A 15,685-nucleotide genomic window follows, 5' to 3' on the forward strand; every position below is an offset into this window, starting at 1 on the left:
GGGATCAACCATGGGGGAACTGTTCGGATTGAATGGGAACTTTGTAGTTTTAGCCATTTTGGCATTGATTTTAGTTTTATTCCTTATCGTCATTATACTTTCGGTTAAATTATCAACTTTGCGTAAACGATATACGCAAATGATGAATGGTTCAAGTTCAGATAATATGGAGCAGCTTCTCATTGAAATGCAGCAGGCAATTAACGAGCAAAAGGCTGAGTCAGCAATGACGTCAGCCCAGGTTGATACAATTCGCCAATCCCTAACGAAGATGAAATCCAAAGTAGCGATTCATCGATATAACGCCTTCAATGATGGAGGTAGTAACCTGAGCTTCACAATTGCCATATTAGATGATTTCCAAGATGGTGTGGTTTTGACGGGAATACATAGCCGAGAGCAGATGTACTTGTATGCGAAGCCGATTCAAAATGGACAGTCCACTTACACATTAAGTCCAGAAGAGAAAGAGGCTATTAATCAATCTGTAAAGCCGTCTTAGCACTTGGCGCATAGGCTTGAGTGCGACGTAATGCAGAGTGAAGAGCATCGCCAATAACGTTCGCCATGTTCATGACAAGGCTGAGCCGCGTATTTTGAAGAACGAAATATTCCATGAATCCGCCTACGTTGACGATCCCAGTCACATGAATATTGCCAACAGGAGGAAGGTCTTTATTAACGCCAGCACCAGGCTTAAGCGGACCATCAGCAACCTGAATGCAGCCTACGCTGGATACTTGGCCCAAACAAGCATCGACGGCAACGATAAAAGGATTATCGAATTGACGTTGAATTTTATCAACGGTTTCAGATAAGTTCATGGCATGAACAGGTTCATCTAAAGTACCGAACAAGTGAAGGTTACGAAGGTTCGTCGTACGGTTCAAATGAGAGCCAACTAACGGACCTAGTGAATCTCCTGTAGAACGGTCGGTGCCCACACAGATAACAACGATAGGTTGATAGGTTGGTAGCTTACTAAAAATGGATTGCAAATGCTTAGAGAGAAGAAAAGGGGTATCGGCGTCTGTGTGCTGAATTTTGAGTGGGGTCAGTTCCGTGTCTTTCATTCCGTCGAAACCAATTTGGAATTTCATCATATCCCTCCAAAGTACTTCTTCTTTTTTTACTAGTATATGGATAGATAGAGACATTTATACGTAGGAGAGGAGGGATTTTCCTTGAATATTTCCGTTATGTTGTTAGCATTCGATTCTACGCAGCAGGCCCTGCGCGCCGAAATGCTGCTAGAGTATGCGGATATAGAAATTGACATCAGACCCACTCCGAAAGAAATTACAGCTGGCTGTGCCCTTTCTATTGAATTTCCTGGAGAAAATCTAGTACAAGTTCAAGAGATTATTGAATCAGAGAACGTAGAAATCAGAGGCATCTATTTTAAAAAAGAAGATAAATATGTTACCATGGAATGAAAAAGGAGGTCTAAACCGTGGCCTTTATTACGAAGTATTTCACCGATTTGATGAACTGGATTCGAAAGCATCTATCGAATCCTGAAATACTAGCTTCCCTATTTTGGATTATCGTAAAAATTATTCTCATATATGTTGTTGCGAGAGTATGTATTAAAATTGCAGATAAAACGATTGCACATATGATGGCTGCTAGAGACAAGTCACCGCTGAAGTTTGATAGACGTAGAACGAATACGATAGGCAGCCTTATACATAATTTAATAGCCTACACCGTAAACCTCATTTGTATTATGTTAATCCTTGGACAAGTTGGTTTAAATCTTGGGCCTTTGCTGGCAGGGGCAGGTGTGCTTGGATTAGCGATAGGTTTCGGAGCGCAGAGTTTGGTGAAAGATGTGATTACCGGTTTCTTTATCATTTTTGAGGATCAGTTTGGCGTAGGAGATGTCATTCAAATTGATTCATTTAAAGGGACCGTTGAAGAGATTGGCATTCGAGTCACAAGGATTAAAAGTTGGACGGGTGAGGTACATATCATTCCGAACGGAAATATTAAACAGGTCACTAATTTTTCAACTTACAATTCATTGGCCGTTGTCGATGTAACGATTCCTCATCATATAAATATTGACGATGCTACGCAAATTCTCAAAGACACTGTTAAGCACGTGCAAGAGCTTACGGAGGATATTGTGAAGGAGCCTGAGGTGCTTGGCGTTCAAGTGGTGGGGACGACAGATCTGAAGATTCGCATTATTGCAGAGTGCAAACCAACGCGACAATTCAATGTGACGAGACTTCTGAACATAGAAATTAAGAAGAGACTCGATAGTGTGCAAATTGAGACGATGTAGTTGAAAAGGCGGTGGCGGACGAATGGAGAAGAAGCAGTATCAACTTGGCGATATTGTGCAAATGAAAAAGCCCCATCCGTGTGGCACGAATGAAATGGAAATCATACGGATGGGGATGGATATTAGAATTAAGTGTGTAGGTTGTAAACACAGTGTTCTAGTTCCAAGAACAAAGTTCGAAAGTAAGCTGAAGAAAGTGCTTCGATCCAACGCAGAAAAAGAGGAAGAATCCTCATAAAAATGCTGTGGAAAAGCACTTGCGGGGGTCAGGATTTTTTGATATAATGAATCCTGTTCTCGCGTTTTATTGGAAAGGTACCCAAGAGGCCCAAGGGGGCTGACTCGAAATCAGCTAGGCGTCGCGAGGCGTGCGTGGGTTCGAATCCCACTCTTTCCGTACAAGCTATTACTAGCTAAAGAATGAAAGTCTTCTGCATCTGCAGGAGGCTTTTTTATTTTATCTAGAACCATATTAATGCCAATATTTGAGTTCCACGTGAAACATTTTGGGATTTAATTACGTCTATAAGGGCGTAGAAGGCTCTTTTGTTTTCAGTTCTTTGTCTAACCCAGTAGGGATAAAAAGGCTAAAAGAAAAGCAGAATAAGCTCATATCTATGTGTTGGCAACAAGAAGGAGGTAAGCGTAATGAGAAGTTGGATGATGATATTTCTGGTACTAGCTGTAGTAGCCACAGGATGCGCTAAAAAGAGTGAAGAGAGTGTATCGCCCAGCCCAACAGCGGGAGCGACTATAGCGCCTTCCACAGGGGCTTCAGCGACGCCTAGTGCAACAAGTGGGACAGGTGGTGGAACATCTGCAACAGCAACGCCGGCAACCGGTAGCAACGATACAACAAAGGATGAGCCGCTTCCTCAGATAACGAAGGAGCAAGCTGATAAGATAAGCATGACAAGCACCTATGATGATTTGGTGAAGCAAACAGGAGCGAAGGGCAAGTTGGTGAAAGACGAGAATGGGAAGAAAACCTATGATTTCGCCATTTCTAATCAACCAGGCTACATTGCGGAAATCGTTTATTTTGCAGATGGGAAGATTTCTGAGAAGAAGGTATTTAGGAAATAAATCAGGTCGTGCAGCATGATAGCTGTACGACTTTTTTTATCTCTACCCCGAAGTGAAAAAGAGTTTATACTTTGTTAATATTCCATTTAGATGGATTCAATAAGGATATATTAATATAAATATAAGGAAACGTTTCCCGTACATTGTGTTTAAAGGAGAAAAGAGATGAAACTTAGTAAAAAATCCGTTACTGTACTGTCCTTTACGATTGGAGCGTGTTTATTCGTATCCACGGCATTTGCCGATACGCTGCTTGGATCGGGTTATGACCGCTTAAAAGGTTCAGCAAAAACGACCGCAAGCATGATGGAAAAGGATATGAAGAACTATACCCTAGAAGCGCTCTATACGTTGAAAGATAACGATAAAACCTTAATTCAAGGATCAACGTCGCAAAAGATGGATGTTGAAAACCATATGAAGGAAGAGAATACAACGACGAAAGACGCCAATGGCGAAACAACTTCAAGATACTATTATTCCGATATAACGAAATCAGTTAATAAAAATGGAACAGACAATACTTATTATGTAATGGAATATCCGGCGAATGAGAGCAAGTTTCGTTCTGTAGATTTCAAAAACCCCTTTAAAGAAAAGGGAGCACCAGAAATTGAAAAAATCGTTGATGCCGTGGTTGGTGGTTTGAAAGATTACGTGCAAGTAGAGGAAGGACCTGAAGGTGGAAAAGTATATTCGGGCAGCTTGTCTGAAACTCAGGTGCCAGCCGTCCTAAATGCTGTCTCCTCTTTTGGGATCAAGCAGATGCTGAATGATGATCGCGATATGCCGGCCATAGAGAGCGATGTATTTGTGAAAAAGGTGGTAGGCTCGGCTAATGAAAATAAAGCGGGTTACCTCGAAAATGTGACAGGTGACATTACACTGTCCGGAAAAGATAAAAATGGTGTTCAACACGATTTGAACCTAAATGTCATCGTAAAGCTTTCTGAAGTTGGCAATACGAAAATTACACTGCCTGACCTAACTGGTGCAAAAGTTGAAAAGGTTAGCTACTCCAATGGATTTAGCAGCAAGTATGTAGGTAAATATAAAAACGATATCATTATGGAGAAAGATGGCAAGTTTGTGAAAATCGGCGAAAGAATGGTTGAGATCATAAGCGTAGACAACGATAAAGTGAAAGGAAAATATTCGGAAACGGTTATTCCAGGCTATGAGAGTCAATATCCGGATAAAGATGCCTTTGACTTTGAATACGATCCGGCGGCGTCCTCAACATTCACGTATAAGGATGCAAAAGGCGAGCAGAAAAATGGTTCCATTCATCAAGGTGCAACAGGCAAAGTTTATTTTGAAATGAATGTTGAGATTGTTAACGAAAATTCATACAGATCTATCTCGAAACCATATTACGATGGAGAGTTTAGCCGCATATTTGAATAGAACAGAGAGGTTCAGGAGGCTGCCGGTGCGGCTTCCTGAGCGTTTTTTTTGGGGAGATGATGGAAATTGACAGTCAAGGCGATTGAAATAAGTGGATTAACGAAGGCATTCAAAAATGGCCGAGGGATCACAGAGTTAAACCTGGATGTTGATCAAGGCGATATATTCGGATTCCTGGGGCCGAATGGTGCAGGGAAGACGACAGCTATGAAAATGATAACTGGACTCATGAAGCCAGACCGTGGCGATGTGAAAATTTTCGGTGCCAGCATTTTAGACGACTATGTTAACGCCATGAAGCATGTGGGTTGTTTGATTGAAACAGCGGAGTCTTATCCTTATTTAACAGCTAACGATAATTTAAAGATGTTCGCTAGGTTTTATCCGCATGTCGATCAGAAGAGAATTGATGAGTGCCTCGAACTTACAGGCATGTTGAAATATAAAAATGAGAAATCTCAGAAGTTTTCACTGGGGATGAAACAAAGACTGGGGATCGCGGCTGCTATACTGTCGAAACCTAAATTATTAATATTGGACGAGCCTCTAAACGGACTGGATGTTGAAGGGATGCTGGAGATGAGGAAATTGATCAAACAACTTTCTCAGGAAGGCACGACATTTTTTATCTCAAGCCACTTGATTCATGATGTGGAATTAACGTGCACAAGAATCGGCATTATTTATGGAGGCAAACTTGTTAATGTAGAATATACGCAGAATATCCTCTCGTACTATTCTTCATTGGAGAACTTTTTTGTTAGTGAGGTGGACCGGAATGGAAGGGTTTAAGGCCGCATTTATCAATGAATCCGTGAAGCTGTTGAAAAAGAAAAAGATGATGGCGGCTGCCATTTTATCTATCCTTGCTGTTTTGGTTGGACAGATCGCTGTAACCACAATCAAGCATGGGCTTGGATTGCGGGTTGTAGGAAGCGTTGAATTTCCTATCGTCGTTTTATCGTTTATTACGTATACGCTCTTGCCGTTGTTTGCCATTTTTGTAGCGATCGATATGTTTAACGGTGAATCCTCATCGAATACAATGAAAATAACACTGCTAAGACCAGTCTCCCGATTCAGTGTGTTTAGTGCGAAAGTGTTGAATTTAGCTTTATTTATTGCGGGCAATCTTCTGTTCGTGATGATTCTTTCGTTATTAGCGGGGTTTATTTTTAATCCCTCATCAGCTAGTTTGCCAGGGATCTTGAAGGTTGTTTTATCGTACGGATTAACTTTTTTCCCCGTATTTGTGTTTGCGCTGATTGTCGTCTTGTTGTCTAACGTGATACAAGGAGGACTCGCTGTATTTTTCCTCTCGATTCTGGTATTTATCGTTTTTAACTCATTGGGGATTGTGTTCTCATCCTACTCCAGTTTTTTCATTACATCGATGCTGGATTGGTATACATTATGGATATCGGAAACGATTAATGTGTTTAAAATATTCCGTCAGATTCTAATCATGTCGGGCTGTGGTATGATGTTATTTACAACAGGGTATTATTTGTTTGACAGTAAGGATATATAGAAAGGGATCTTCATGCATTTAACCAAACGTTTCTTCACGATGAATGCGCTGGCTGTGCTGCTCTCCGTTGGTTTGACAGTTCTGGCTGTCATTATTTTCGTTGCTGCTTATACGAAGGTTTTTGGTCGCGAAGCCGATACGAAGGAGGTTCAGAAGACCCTCGAAGTTCGAGCGGCGATCAGTGAGATCAAAAGAGAAGCACAGCCCCTCAAGTTCGAGCAGCTTTTGGATACGAAATTTCAACAAGAGCTTGCTAATCGAGTTAACGCTTTGGATGCCAGTGCGATTATTTTAAAAAATAGAGAAGTTGTATACGCTACGCAAAATTTCAACAGAATCGATATTGAGAGAAGTCTTATGCTCTCAGACAATCAGGCAACTCGAGATGAGGTCGAACTTGCCGGTAAAACATATATGATTACAAGAGTGGATTATAAGCTAACGACTGGCGATCCCGGTGTTCTGCTGCTGCTTGCTCCAATCAAGTTGAAAACGAACTTTTTTATGGTGCTCGGCATATTTACAGTTTGTGTATTCACCTTTGTTTTCTTGTTAACGAACTTTTGGGTGTCGTATCGATTCTCCCGCGGCATTATATCGCCGATCTCCAGGCTCAAAGCTGCTGCTAATAAAATTAGCGAAGGTGATTTAAACCAAGGGATTGCAGAAGAGGGCGAGGGTGAAGTTCGCGAGTTATGCAGGACGCTGGAGCTCATGAGAATTAAGCTGAAAGAATCGGTTTATATGCAGCAAAAATATGATGATAACCGAAAGTTCCTGGTTTCAAGTATTTCCCATGACTTAAAGACGCCTGTAACCTCGATCAAAGGATATATTGAAGGAATTATCGATGGGGTAGCCAAGACACCTGAGAAAATGGACGAGTATCTGGAAACGGCACGATCCAAAGCTATTCTCGTGAATGCTATGATCGATGATCTGCTTCTATACTCCAAGCTGGATTTGAACCAACTTCCTTATCATTTTGAAAAGAGTGATTTGGCGAGTTATTTTGAGGATTGTGTCGCGGATCATAAATATGAATACGAAAAGGCTAACCTCTCGTTAGCGTTAATCAACGAACTTAATGAGCCAGTCAAAGTTTTAATTGATCGTGAAAGATTAAAGAGGGTCATACAGAACATTCTTGATAATGCTATGACATATGTAGAGAAAGCGGACGGAAAGATTGAGATTATTCTCAGGGAAACAAGAACGTCTGCGATCATAGAAATTAAGGATAATGGAAAAGGAATACCGGAGAATAAACTTCCCCATATCTTTGAGCGATTTTATCAGGTGGACCCTTCAAGAAAAAGCGGCAGTGGACTAGGACTCGCTATCGCCAAGCAAATTATAGAAGGGCACGACGGGAAAATATGGGCGAAAAGTGCCGTAGGAGAGGGTACTCAGATAATGATATCTCTGAAGAAGTTCTAGTATGCTTGGAGGTTATGATGAAAAAAATTCTGATTATTGAAGATGATCAAAGTATCGCCAATCTACAGAAAGATTACCTCGAGTTGAGCGGTTACTCTGTTAAGACGGTGAACAGTGGATTAGCGGGTTTGAAAGCTCTCAAGGATGAAGACTTTGAGCTGATCATTCTAGATATCATGCTGCCGGATATAGATGGATTTGAGGTATTGAAGAGAGTGCGCGAGCATGACGATATTCCTGTTCTTCTGGTATCGGCAAGAGCTGAGGAAATTTATAAAATTAACGGCCTGGGCCTTGGTGCGGACGATTATATTACCAAGCCCTTCAGCTCAGGAGAGCTGGTTGCGCGGGTAGGGGCTCATTTGAAAAAGTTCCAACGGATGAAAGAGCGGTTTGGAAAAGGGAATGAGGGAAGCACGATTCAAGTCAGAGGTCTGGAGATTCAAAAGGAGGCAAGGCGCGTCTTTGTGAACGGAAATGAAGTCGTTATGGCGCAAAAGGAATTTGACCTGCTTCTATTTTTATTGCAGAACGCCAATCGGGTGTTTGGCAAGGAAGAGCTCTTTGAGAGAATCTGGGGCTTGGACGCGATGAGTGATGCCTCAACCGTCACGGTTCATATCGCCCGAATCAGAGAGAAAATTGAAGAAACCCCGTCGAAACCTCAGTATATAGGCACGGTTTGGGGATCCGGGTATAGATTTATTGTGTAAAAGAGCTGGTCCTAAGCAGGTAAACTAAACTACCTAGGGGCCAGCTTTCTTTCATTTCAGCCGTTAATAGCTCTTATTGCGGTTTCTGTAACTGATAGAGAATCGATCAATAACATAGCCGACTAACGCCCATGTAGCGATCGTCAATACATAGATGATGAGCATCCGAAACATGGAGATCTCATAGATGTCCGTGAATGTGGATGCAAACCAGGCAGGGACGCTAAGCGCATAGAAGATCATGTAAAAGGCATCATGATCGTGAAATAAATAATGACCTAAACAGAGGGCTGCACCAATAAAGGTAAACAGCCAAGTAAACGTGGATGTTCTCATGGTGAATTTCTCCTAGTTAAGGCTTTTTGCGGTGCCATTTCCGATTGTGGTTGCTGTTGGCCGGAAATCTGTCTCCTTTTTTTAACGTGACTGTTTTCGGGTTCTCAATCCCCATGTGGACGGCATTCTCGCCCATCTCGATATATACGCCGTCGTTAGGTACATGATCGCCTTCATTGAACTGTGTCCATTCACCCACATTGATCACCTCTTCGAAAGATTTTCAATCAGGTTTAGATTACCCTCTTGAGGGGGAAGCATGTACGATAGGCGTTGCCATGTTCATCCTTGAGAGAAAGACTTGTAATCTGGCGTTCAATTTGCTATAGTATTCAGGTGCGAGTTTTGAAAAAGAATCCTCGCTCCTTGCTCCTTCGCTTGTGCGAACAAGCTTGAACAGGGGCCGCTTAGTCCAAAAGGAGGTGACATACATGCGCAAATATGAACTGATGTACATCATTCGTACTGACGTTGAGCAAGAAGTTGTTCAATCTACAGTAGAAAAGTTCCAAGGCATCATCACGAACGGTGGAGGCGAAGTCTCCAAACATGACCTGATGGGCAAACGCCGTCTTGCGTATGAGATCAATAAGTTCCGTGACGGGCACTACGTGCTTGTACACTTCAACGCAGAACCTGCTGTTGTAACTGAACTTGATCGCGTACTTAAGATTACGGATGAAGTTATCCGTCACTTAATCACAAACGACGTAGCTTAATTGCATGCCAGTATTTTCGTCAGGGGGAATGTTCTATGTTGAACCGTGTCATTCTTATCGGTAGATTGACCAGAGATCCAGAACTTCGTTATACGCCAGCCGGCGTTGCGGTTACGCAGTTTACTCTCGCAGTAGACCGTCCTTTCACAAGCGGAGGTTCGAAAGAACGCGAAGCGGACTTTATCAATATCGTCACGTGGAGGCAGCTTGCCGAAACATGCGCGAACTACTTGCGTAAAGGTCGTTTGACAGCAGTGGAAGGCCGAATTCAGGTACGTAATTATGACAACAACGAGGGCAAGAGAGTTTACGTGACCGAAGTGATTGCCGATAATGTACGCTTCCTTGAATCCAGTAACAGTGCCGGAAATCGTGAAGACGGTGGATCGAACGCAAACGCTAGCTACGGCGGCGGAGGCAGTGGCAATCGTGGCGGTGGGTCACGCGAGCAGCAAGATCCTTTCATCGATGACGGAAAACCGATCGACATTTCCGATGATGACTTGCCATTCTAAAGTAGAAAGGACTGAACAAACTAATGGCTTTCCAAAAAAGAGATAACAATAGTGAAGATCGCGGCGACCGCAAATTTGCTCCTCGTGGCAAAGGCGGTAAAGGCAAACGTCGTAAAGTTTGTTACTTCACAGTTAACAAAATCAAGCACATTGACTATAAAGACATCGAAACTCTTAAAAAGTTCATCAGTGAGCGCGGGAAGATTCTTCCTAGACGTGTAACTGGTACTTCCGCTAAGTACCAACGTGCATTGACGATCGCTATCAAGCGTTCCCGTACAATCGCATTGTTGCCTTATACAACGGAATAGGGTTTACTAAGAAGGCAGCTGTTTATACGGCTGTCTTTTTTGTATGCCGATAAGTCCATAGGCGTGAGGAGAGATCGCACCGCTTTGTAGAGGCTTTCTTTTCTCCCCCTATTTTGTGGTATAATTAACGCTATAGTCTTTTGTAGGATGAGGAGAGATGACGGTTGCTGAATAGGGAAAAGGATGTAGACCTAGCCAGACGAGCCAAAGTCATTGAGTGGCTCAAGACAGAAGTCGTAGATCACGTAGCGCACCTGCTTAAAGGCATATGGGAAGGCAGCCATGTCAGAATTGTGGATGGTTTGGCCAGTCTAATCTCAAGCGGCTATATTTTGGGGAGAAGACTGGGTATTTCTTATCGCGATTTGGACGAAGCCATTGTAGAGAAAATGAAGAAGCACCGCCAAGAGGGCCATCAACTTGAGGACTGGTACGGCGACATTTCATCGCTCGAAGAACATTTACGTAAGAGGTGAGCCCGGTTGGGGAATCGAAGTTGGCAAAGCATCATTTGGAGTGCGGTGACGATCCTTTCATTGCTATCTCTAATGACGCCTTTTATTATTTTCACATTTAGTTTTCTCATGATTCCTGTATTGATGTTATATGTTAAATCAAGCACCAAACGTTTCGTCATCAGTTATGTCATCAGCTTGCTCGTCGTTTATTTGCTTACCCAGTGGCATGGGATATCCCTCATGTCCGTATCGCTGTTCTTCTTGCCGCCGGTACTGGTCATGGGTAATTTATATAAACGAAAAGCCCCGGCTAGGACTGTACTCACAGCAGGAATTATCACTATTCTGGCGGAGTCGCTGCTCAGCCTGCTCATTGGGTATTCGCTCGGATTTGATCCGGTAGCGAAGTTCAAGCATTTTATGATGGACAGCATTGCAAGTATGCCGCCGGGGATTAGGGAAGTTCTACCGAAGGACCAGGACTGGTATGTGAATTTCATTGTGCAAGTGATACCTTTGTATCTGATCTTTGTGGCGTTGTTTTACACCTTTGTCACTCACGGTATTAGCCGCTGGCTGCTCAACAAAACGGGAGAAGGCATTCCAGGTCTGCGCCCAATGCGGGAGTGGATGCTGCAGAAATCGTTGGTGTGGATTTATTTGATCGTATTTGTGCTCGATCTCTTTACGAATCCAGCTTCCAATTCGCTAATTCCGACGCTGATGATGAATGCGATGCCATTACTGATGCTGGCGTTTGCTATTCAAGCGATCTGTTTTCTATTTTTTGTTGCGCATGCGAACAAGTGGAAACCCATTTTGCCGATCGTTGCGATAATCATTCTTTGTTTCATGCCGCCACTTTTTATCGTTTACAGCTTACTAGGGGTATTTGATGTTGCGTTTCCAATCCGTGAACGGTTTAAGAAAAATTTATAGGATTAGGAGCTAGTTCGAATGCCGAAGTTCCTTTTAAAGCGATGGCACGGTCAACACATCGTGTGGATTTTCGTACTGCTCATCATCATGTCAGCTACCATCTATATGTTCAAATGGTGGCTTGGCGTTACGGCCTTCCTGGTCTGCGCCGTTCTGGCGTACTTTACGCTCCAAGCGGAGACAGCTTTTCGCAAAGAGCTGAATATGTACGTCGGCACGATTACGCATCGGGTCAAAAAAGCCGGCAATGAAGTGATGAGCGGCCTTCCTATCGGAATTATTTTATATAATGAAGAGAAGCGCATCGAATGGCACAACCCGTTTGTGGCGAAAATGCTGGGGCAGGATTCTGTCATCGGCGAGTCGCTGTACGAATATTTGCCAGATCTGAAAAACCGGAAAGATAAAAGCGATAAAGTAGATCTCACCATCGGGAAGTCCATTTATCAAGTATCGATTCGGCCCGAAGAAAGGCTGCTCTATTTCCGGGAAATCACGGAGCATGCGAATTTGGCTAGAAAGTACGAAGATGAGAAGACGGCGATCGGTATCGTCATGATGGATAATCTGGAGGAGTCAACGCAAGGTCTGGATGATCAAACGCGCAGTATTATGCTGGCCAAAGTGACGGGCGAGATTACCGAATGGGCTCAGAAAAATCAGCTTTATTTGCGCCGGACGTCCTCCGACCGTTTCCTCATTCTGATGGATCAGAAGGCGCTGCGTCAATTAGAGCAAACGCGATTTGAAATTCTGGACGATGTCCGGGACCTGACGATAGAGAACAAGCTGCCGATGACGCTTAGTATCGGGATCGCCTCTGGTGCGGAGCAATTAATGGAGCTTGGCCAAATGGCACAGATGGGCTTGGATATGTCTTTAGGCCGCGGCGGCGATCAGGTTACCGTTAAAGTGGGCCAGAGGTTGAGCTTTTATGGCGGAAGGACGAATGCGGTTGAGAAGCGCACGCGGGTTAGGGCCAGGGTCATCTCCCACGCCTTGAGGGATTTGATGAAGGATAGCGATAAAGTGATTATTATGGGTCACCGCTTTCCGGACATGGACTGCATTGGCGCATCGGTCGGCATATTGAAGGCTGTACAAGTGATTGGCAAGGAAGGATACATCGTGCTTGAGGGTGTGAATCCATCGATCCAGAAGGTGATGGAGACGATTGCGGGCGATGAGAGGCTGCATCGCTGGTTCATCACACCGGAGCAGGCGATGCAGATTACGACGCAGCGTACTTTGGCTGTGGTGCTGGATACACACAAGGCTTCAATGGTAGCCGAGCCTAAGCTGCTCCAGCAGACGCACAGGGTCGTTGTGGTCGATCATCATCGCCGCAGCGAGGAGTTCATCAATGATGCGACGCTCGTCTATATGGAGCCTTATGCGTCCTCTACCTGCGAGCTGGTGACTGAGCTGCTGCAGTACATCAATGAGAAGCTGACGATGGAAGTGCTCGAGGCTACGACTTTGCTGGCCGGCATCGTAGTCGACACGAAGAGCTTCAGCCTCCGCACAGGGGCGAGAACCTTCGAAGCCGCTTCGTATTTGCGCCGTAATGGCGCAGATTCCGCGCTGATTCAGCGTTTGCTGAAGGAAGATCTCGATTCTTACATCGAGCGAGCTGAAGTGATTAAGCATACAGAAACCATCCATGAGCATATCGCTTTGGCAGTTGCTGAGCCTAATCGCAAATATTCTCAGTTGATGATTGCACAAGTTGCTGATACATTGTTGAATATGACGAATATTATGGCTTCCTTTGTCATTGCAGAACGGCCGGATGGACTTATCGGCATCAGCGCCAGATCGCTGGGGCAGATGAATGTCCAACTCGTGATGGAGCGGCTGGGCGGCGGCGGTCATTTGACCAATGCAGCAACTCAGCTGGATGGCACGACATTAGAGGGAGCAACGAATCGATTGAAGAAAGTACTCGATGAGATGCAGGAAGAGGAGGGACTTTTCGAATGAAAGTCATTTTACTGAAAGATGTTAAAGGCCAAGGCAAAAAAGGCGAAATCAAAGAAGTATCCGAGGGCTACGCACAGAATTTCCTCATTGCTCAGGGGCTTGCAGCTCCTGCGACAACGGGGACAGTGAAAGTGCTGGATAACCAGAAGAAAGCGGAACAGCGCAAAAAGGATCAAGAGAAAGCCGATGCCAAAACGCTAGGCGAGAAGTTGAACGAAATGACGGTTCAAATTAAAGCGAAAGCCGGTGAAGGCGGCCGATTGTTCGGCGCAATTCCGAGCAAGCAAATCGCAGAAGTATTAGAGAAACAGTACAAGATCGTTATTGATAAGCGCAAAATCGTGCTCGACGAACCTATTCGTACGCTAGGCGTAACGAAAGTGCCTGTGAAGCTGCACAGCGAGGTTACAGCAAGTTTGAACGTACAGGTTCTCGAAGAGAAATAAGTGACTGAGAAGGCAAATGAGAGTCCCTAGGAGGGGCTCTTATCTATTGTGTGGTACCAAGACTACTAAACTATGAAAAGAAAGGCGGGTACTGAAGCATGAGCGGAGACAATATGTTTATGGATCGCGTACCCCCTCAAAATATAGAAGCCGAGCAAGCCGTACTCGGCGCCATTTTGATTAACGGTGACGCTTTAATTACCGCGATGGAACGGATTACGAGCGACGACTTTTATCGAGGGGCGCATCAGCGCATCTTTGAAGCGATCGTTGAGCTGGCGGAGGATCAAGAGCCTGTCGACCTGATTACGCTGACATCGCTTCTGCAGAACAAGCAGCAGCTGGAAGAGATCGGCGGGGTTACGTATTTATCTGAGCTCGCGAACGCGGTGCCGACAGCCGCTAACATCGACTATTACGCAGCTATCGTCGAAGAGAAATCGATGCTTCGCCGTTTGATCCGCACAGCAACCCAAATCGTCACCAATGGCTACGCCAATGAAGACGATGTAGGGTCTATGCTGAGCGAAGCGGAGGCGAAGATTCTTGAGATCTCGCAGCGCCGCAGTTCAAGCGGGTTCGTGGTCATCCGCGATGTACTCATGGAAGTATTCGAGAAAGTAGAGTCCCTCTACTCCAACAAAGGAGGGTCCACAGGCGTCCCTTCGGGCTTTATCGACCTGGACAAGATGACGTCGGGCTTCCAGCGCTCCGACTTGATCATTCTGGCAGCGCGTCCTTCTGTAGGTAAAACCGCGTTCGCGCTGAACGTAGCGCAGAACGTCGGGGTACGCGCCAAGGAAACCGTCGCGATTTTCTCGCTCGAGATGGGCGCGGCGCAGCTCGTTCAACGTATGGTCTGCGCCGAGGCGAACGTCGATGCGAACCGCATGCGGACGGGGTATCTTGAAGGCGATGACTGGGAGAAACTGACGATGGCCATTGGCGCCTTGTCGGAAGCGAATATTTTCATCGATGATTCGGCCCAGATCACGGTTGCGGATATTCGTGCGAAATGCCGCCGTCTCCAACAGGAGAAGGGGCTCGGCATGATCCTCATCGACTACTTGCAGCTGATTGCCGGCCGCGGCAAAGGCGATAACCGTCAGCAGGAGGTCTCTGAGATCTCCCGTACGCTGAAGCAAATCGCGCGTGAGCTCAATGTACCGGTTATCGCGCTCTCGCAGCTCAGCCGGGGTGTTGAGCAGCGGCAGGACAAACGTCCGATGATGTCTGACCTTAGGGAGTCGGGTTCTATCGAGCAAGATGCCGACATCGTAGCGTTCCTGTACCGGGACGATTACTACGATAAAGAATCCGAGAAGAAGAACATTATCGAGATTATCATTGCCAAACAGCGTAACGGTCCGGTAGGAACCGTTGAGCTGGCGTTTTTGAAGCAATTCAATAAGTTCGTGAACATGGATCGAAGTCATCAAGAAGCAGCGGCCGCGCAGTATTAACGGTCCGCTGCTTTTTTTTGTACTCGGGTAAATGGATAAACAGGG

21 protein-coding genes and 1 tRNA gene are annotated in these 15,685 nt (G+C 44.9%); 19 read left to right on the top strand and 3 right to left on the bottom strand.

Annotation, left to right across the window (positions count from 1 at the left end):
* Positions 1-10: 10 nt before the first annotated feature.
* Positions 11-502: a DUF4446 family protein gene (locus RQP52_RS24865; protein ID WP_315954339.1), complete on the top strand. Its 492-nt coding sequence runs from the start codon at positions 11-13 to the stop codon at positions 500-502.
* Here RQP52_RS24865 and yyaC read toward each other — a convergent pair.
* A complete protein-coding gene (gene yyaC / locus RQP52_RS24870) occupies positions 477-1,100 on the bottom strand; it encodes a spore protease YyaC (protein ID WP_315954340.1) in 624 nt (207 codons plus the stop codon). The genes RQP52_RS24865 and yyaC overlap by 26 nt on opposite strands.
* Before the next feature lie 99 nt (positions 1,101-1,199).
* On the opposite strand from yyaC, the gene RQP52_RS24875 reads away from it, so the two are divergent.
* The 10 genes from RQP52_RS24875 (at position 1,200) to RQP52_RS24920 (ending at position 8,470) form a co-directional block, all read left to right on the top strand.
* Positions 1,200-1,436, top strand: coding sequence for a DUF3343 domain-containing protein (locus tag RQP52_RS24875; RefSeq protein ID WP_127454124.1), 237 nt, complete (start codon positions 1,200-1,202; stop codon positions 1,434-1,436).
* A 17-nt stretch (positions 1,437-1,453) separates the two neighbouring features.
* On the top strand, positions 1,454-2,293 hold the full coding sequence (locus RQP52_RS24880; protein ID WP_315954341.1) for a mechanosensitive ion channel family protein: 840 nt from the start codon (positions 1,454-1,456) through the stop codon (positions 2,291-2,293).
* A gap of 22 nt (positions 2,294-2,315) precedes the next feature.
* Positions 2,316-2,531 (top strand): DUF951 domain-containing protein, encoded by a 216-nt coding sequence (locus RQP52_RS24885; RefSeq protein ID WP_315954342.1) that lies wholly within the window; start codon positions 2,316-2,318, stop codon positions 2,529-2,531.
* 71 nt (positions 2,532-2,602) lie between these two features.
* A tRNA-Ser gene (locus tag RQP52_RS24890) sits at positions 2,603-2,690 on the top strand.
* Between the two features lie 251 nt (positions 2,691-2,941).
* On the top strand, positions 2,942-3,379 hold the full coding sequence (locus RQP52_RS24895; protein ID WP_315954343.1) for a type 2 periplasmic-binding domain-containing protein: 438 nt from the start codon (positions 2,942-2,944) through the stop codon (positions 3,377-3,379).
* 165 nt (positions 3,380-3,544) lie between these two features.
* A complete protein-coding gene (locus tag RQP52_RS24900) occupies positions 3,545-4,786 on the top strand; it encodes a hypothetical protein (protein WP_315954344.1) in 1,242 nt (413 codons plus the stop codon).
* A gap of 66 nt (positions 4,787-4,852) precedes the next feature.
* Positions 4,853-5,578 carry an ABC transporter ATP-binding protein gene (locus RQP52_RS24905; protein WP_315954345.1) on the top strand — a complete coding sequence of 242 codons (726 nt, stop codon included), beginning with the start codon at positions 4,853-4,855 and terminating at the stop codon, positions 5,576-5,578.
* The gene (locus tag RQP52_RS24910) at positions 5,565-6,317 is read left to right on the top strand and encodes an ABC transporter permease (RefSeq protein WP_315954346.1); all 753 of its coding nucleotides are present in this window, start codon (positions 5,565-5,567) and stop codon (positions 6,315-6,317) included. The genes RQP52_RS24905 and RQP52_RS24910 overlap by 14 nt, the downstream gene beginning before the upstream one ends.
* A 12-nt stretch (positions 6,318-6,329) precedes the next feature.
* A complete protein-coding gene (locus RQP52_RS24915) occupies positions 6,330-7,757 on the top strand; it encodes a sensor histidine kinase (protein WP_315954347.1) in 1,428 nt (475 codons plus the stop codon).
* A 17-nt stretch (positions 7,758-7,774) separates the two neighbouring features.
* Positions 7,775-8,470 carry a response regulator transcription factor gene (locus tag RQP52_RS24920; RefSeq protein WP_127454059.1) on the top strand — a complete coding sequence of 232 codons (696 nt, stop codon included), beginning with the start codon at positions 7,775-7,777 and terminating at the stop codon, positions 8,468-8,470.
* A 63-nt stretch (positions 8,471-8,533) separates the two neighbouring features.
* Here the strand turns inward: RQP52_RS24920 and RQP52_RS24925 are convergent, their stop codons facing one another.
* Positions 8,534-8,806, bottom strand: coding sequence for a hypothetical protein (locus RQP52_RS24925; RefSeq protein WP_315954348.1), 273 nt, complete (start codon positions 8,804-8,806; stop codon positions 8,534-8,536).
* 16 nt (positions 8,807-8,822) lie between these two features.
* Positions 8,823-9,005: a YjzC family protein gene (locus tag RQP52_RS24930; RefSeq protein WP_315954349.1), complete on the bottom strand. Its 183-nt coding sequence runs from the start codon at positions 9,003-9,005 to the stop codon at positions 8,823-8,825.
* A gap of 232 nt (positions 9,006-9,237) precedes the next feature.
* Here RQP52_RS24930 and rpsF point away from each other — a divergent pair, with 232 nt between their 5' ends.
* From rpsF to dnaB, 8 genes are all read left to right on the top strand, one after another.
* Positions 9,238-9,525, top strand: a complete 288-nt coding sequence (gene rpsF / locus RQP52_RS24935) for a 30S ribosomal protein S6 (RefSeq protein ID WP_127454054.1) — start codon at positions 9,238-9,240, stop codon at positions 9,523-9,525.
* A gap of 35 nt (positions 9,526-9,560) precedes the next feature.
* Positions 9,561-10,040, top strand: a complete 480-nt coding sequence (gene ssb / locus RQP52_RS24940; RefSeq protein WP_315954350.1) for a single-stranded DNA-binding protein — start codon at positions 9,561-9,563, stop codon at positions 10,038-10,040.
* 23 nt (positions 10,041-10,063) lie between these two features.
* Positions 10,064-10,351: a 30S ribosomal protein S18 gene (gene rpsR / locus RQP52_RS24945; protein WP_029196139.1), complete on the top strand. Its 288-nt coding sequence runs from the start codon at positions 10,064-10,066 to the stop codon at positions 10,349-10,351.
* Positions 10,352-10,515: 164 nt separating this feature from the next.
* Complete coding sequence (locus tag RQP52_RS24950; protein ID WP_127454050.1) at positions 10,516-10,827, top strand: MazG-like family protein; 312 nt, start codon at positions 10,516-10,518, stop codon at positions 10,825-10,827.
* Between the two features lie 6 nt (positions 10,828-10,833).
* Positions 10,834-11,748 (top strand): DUF2232 domain-containing protein, encoded by a 915-nt coding sequence (locus tag RQP52_RS24955; protein WP_315954351.1) that lies wholly within the window; start codon positions 10,834-10,836, stop codon positions 11,746-11,748.
* A gap of 18 nt (positions 11,749-11,766) precedes the next feature.
* On the top strand, positions 11,767-13,731 hold the full coding sequence (locus RQP52_RS24960; RefSeq protein ID WP_315954352.1) for a DHH family phosphoesterase: 1,965 nt from the start codon (positions 11,767-11,769) through the stop codon (positions 13,729-13,731).
* Positions 13,728-14,177 carry a 50S ribosomal protein L9 gene (gene rplI / locus RQP52_RS24965; RefSeq protein WP_127454045.1) on the top strand — a complete coding sequence of 150 codons (450 nt, stop codon included), beginning with the start codon at positions 13,728-13,730 and terminating at the stop codon, positions 14,175-14,177. Before RQP52_RS24960 ends, rplI begins: the two co-directional genes overlap by 4 nt.
* Positions 14,178-14,275: 98 nt before the next feature.
* Entirely contained in the window at positions 14,276-15,640 is a 1,365-nt protein-coding gene (dnaB, locus tag RQP52_RS24970; RefSeq protein ID WP_127454043.1) for a replicative DNA helicase, read from the top strand.
* Positions 15,641-15,685 lie beyond the last annotated feature (45 nt).

Origin of the sequence: Paenibacillus violae, assembly GCF_032461945.1 — a bacterium.
Lineage (GTDB): Bacteria > Bacillota > Bacilli > Paenibacillales > NBRC-103111 > Paenibacillus_E > Paenibacillus_E violae.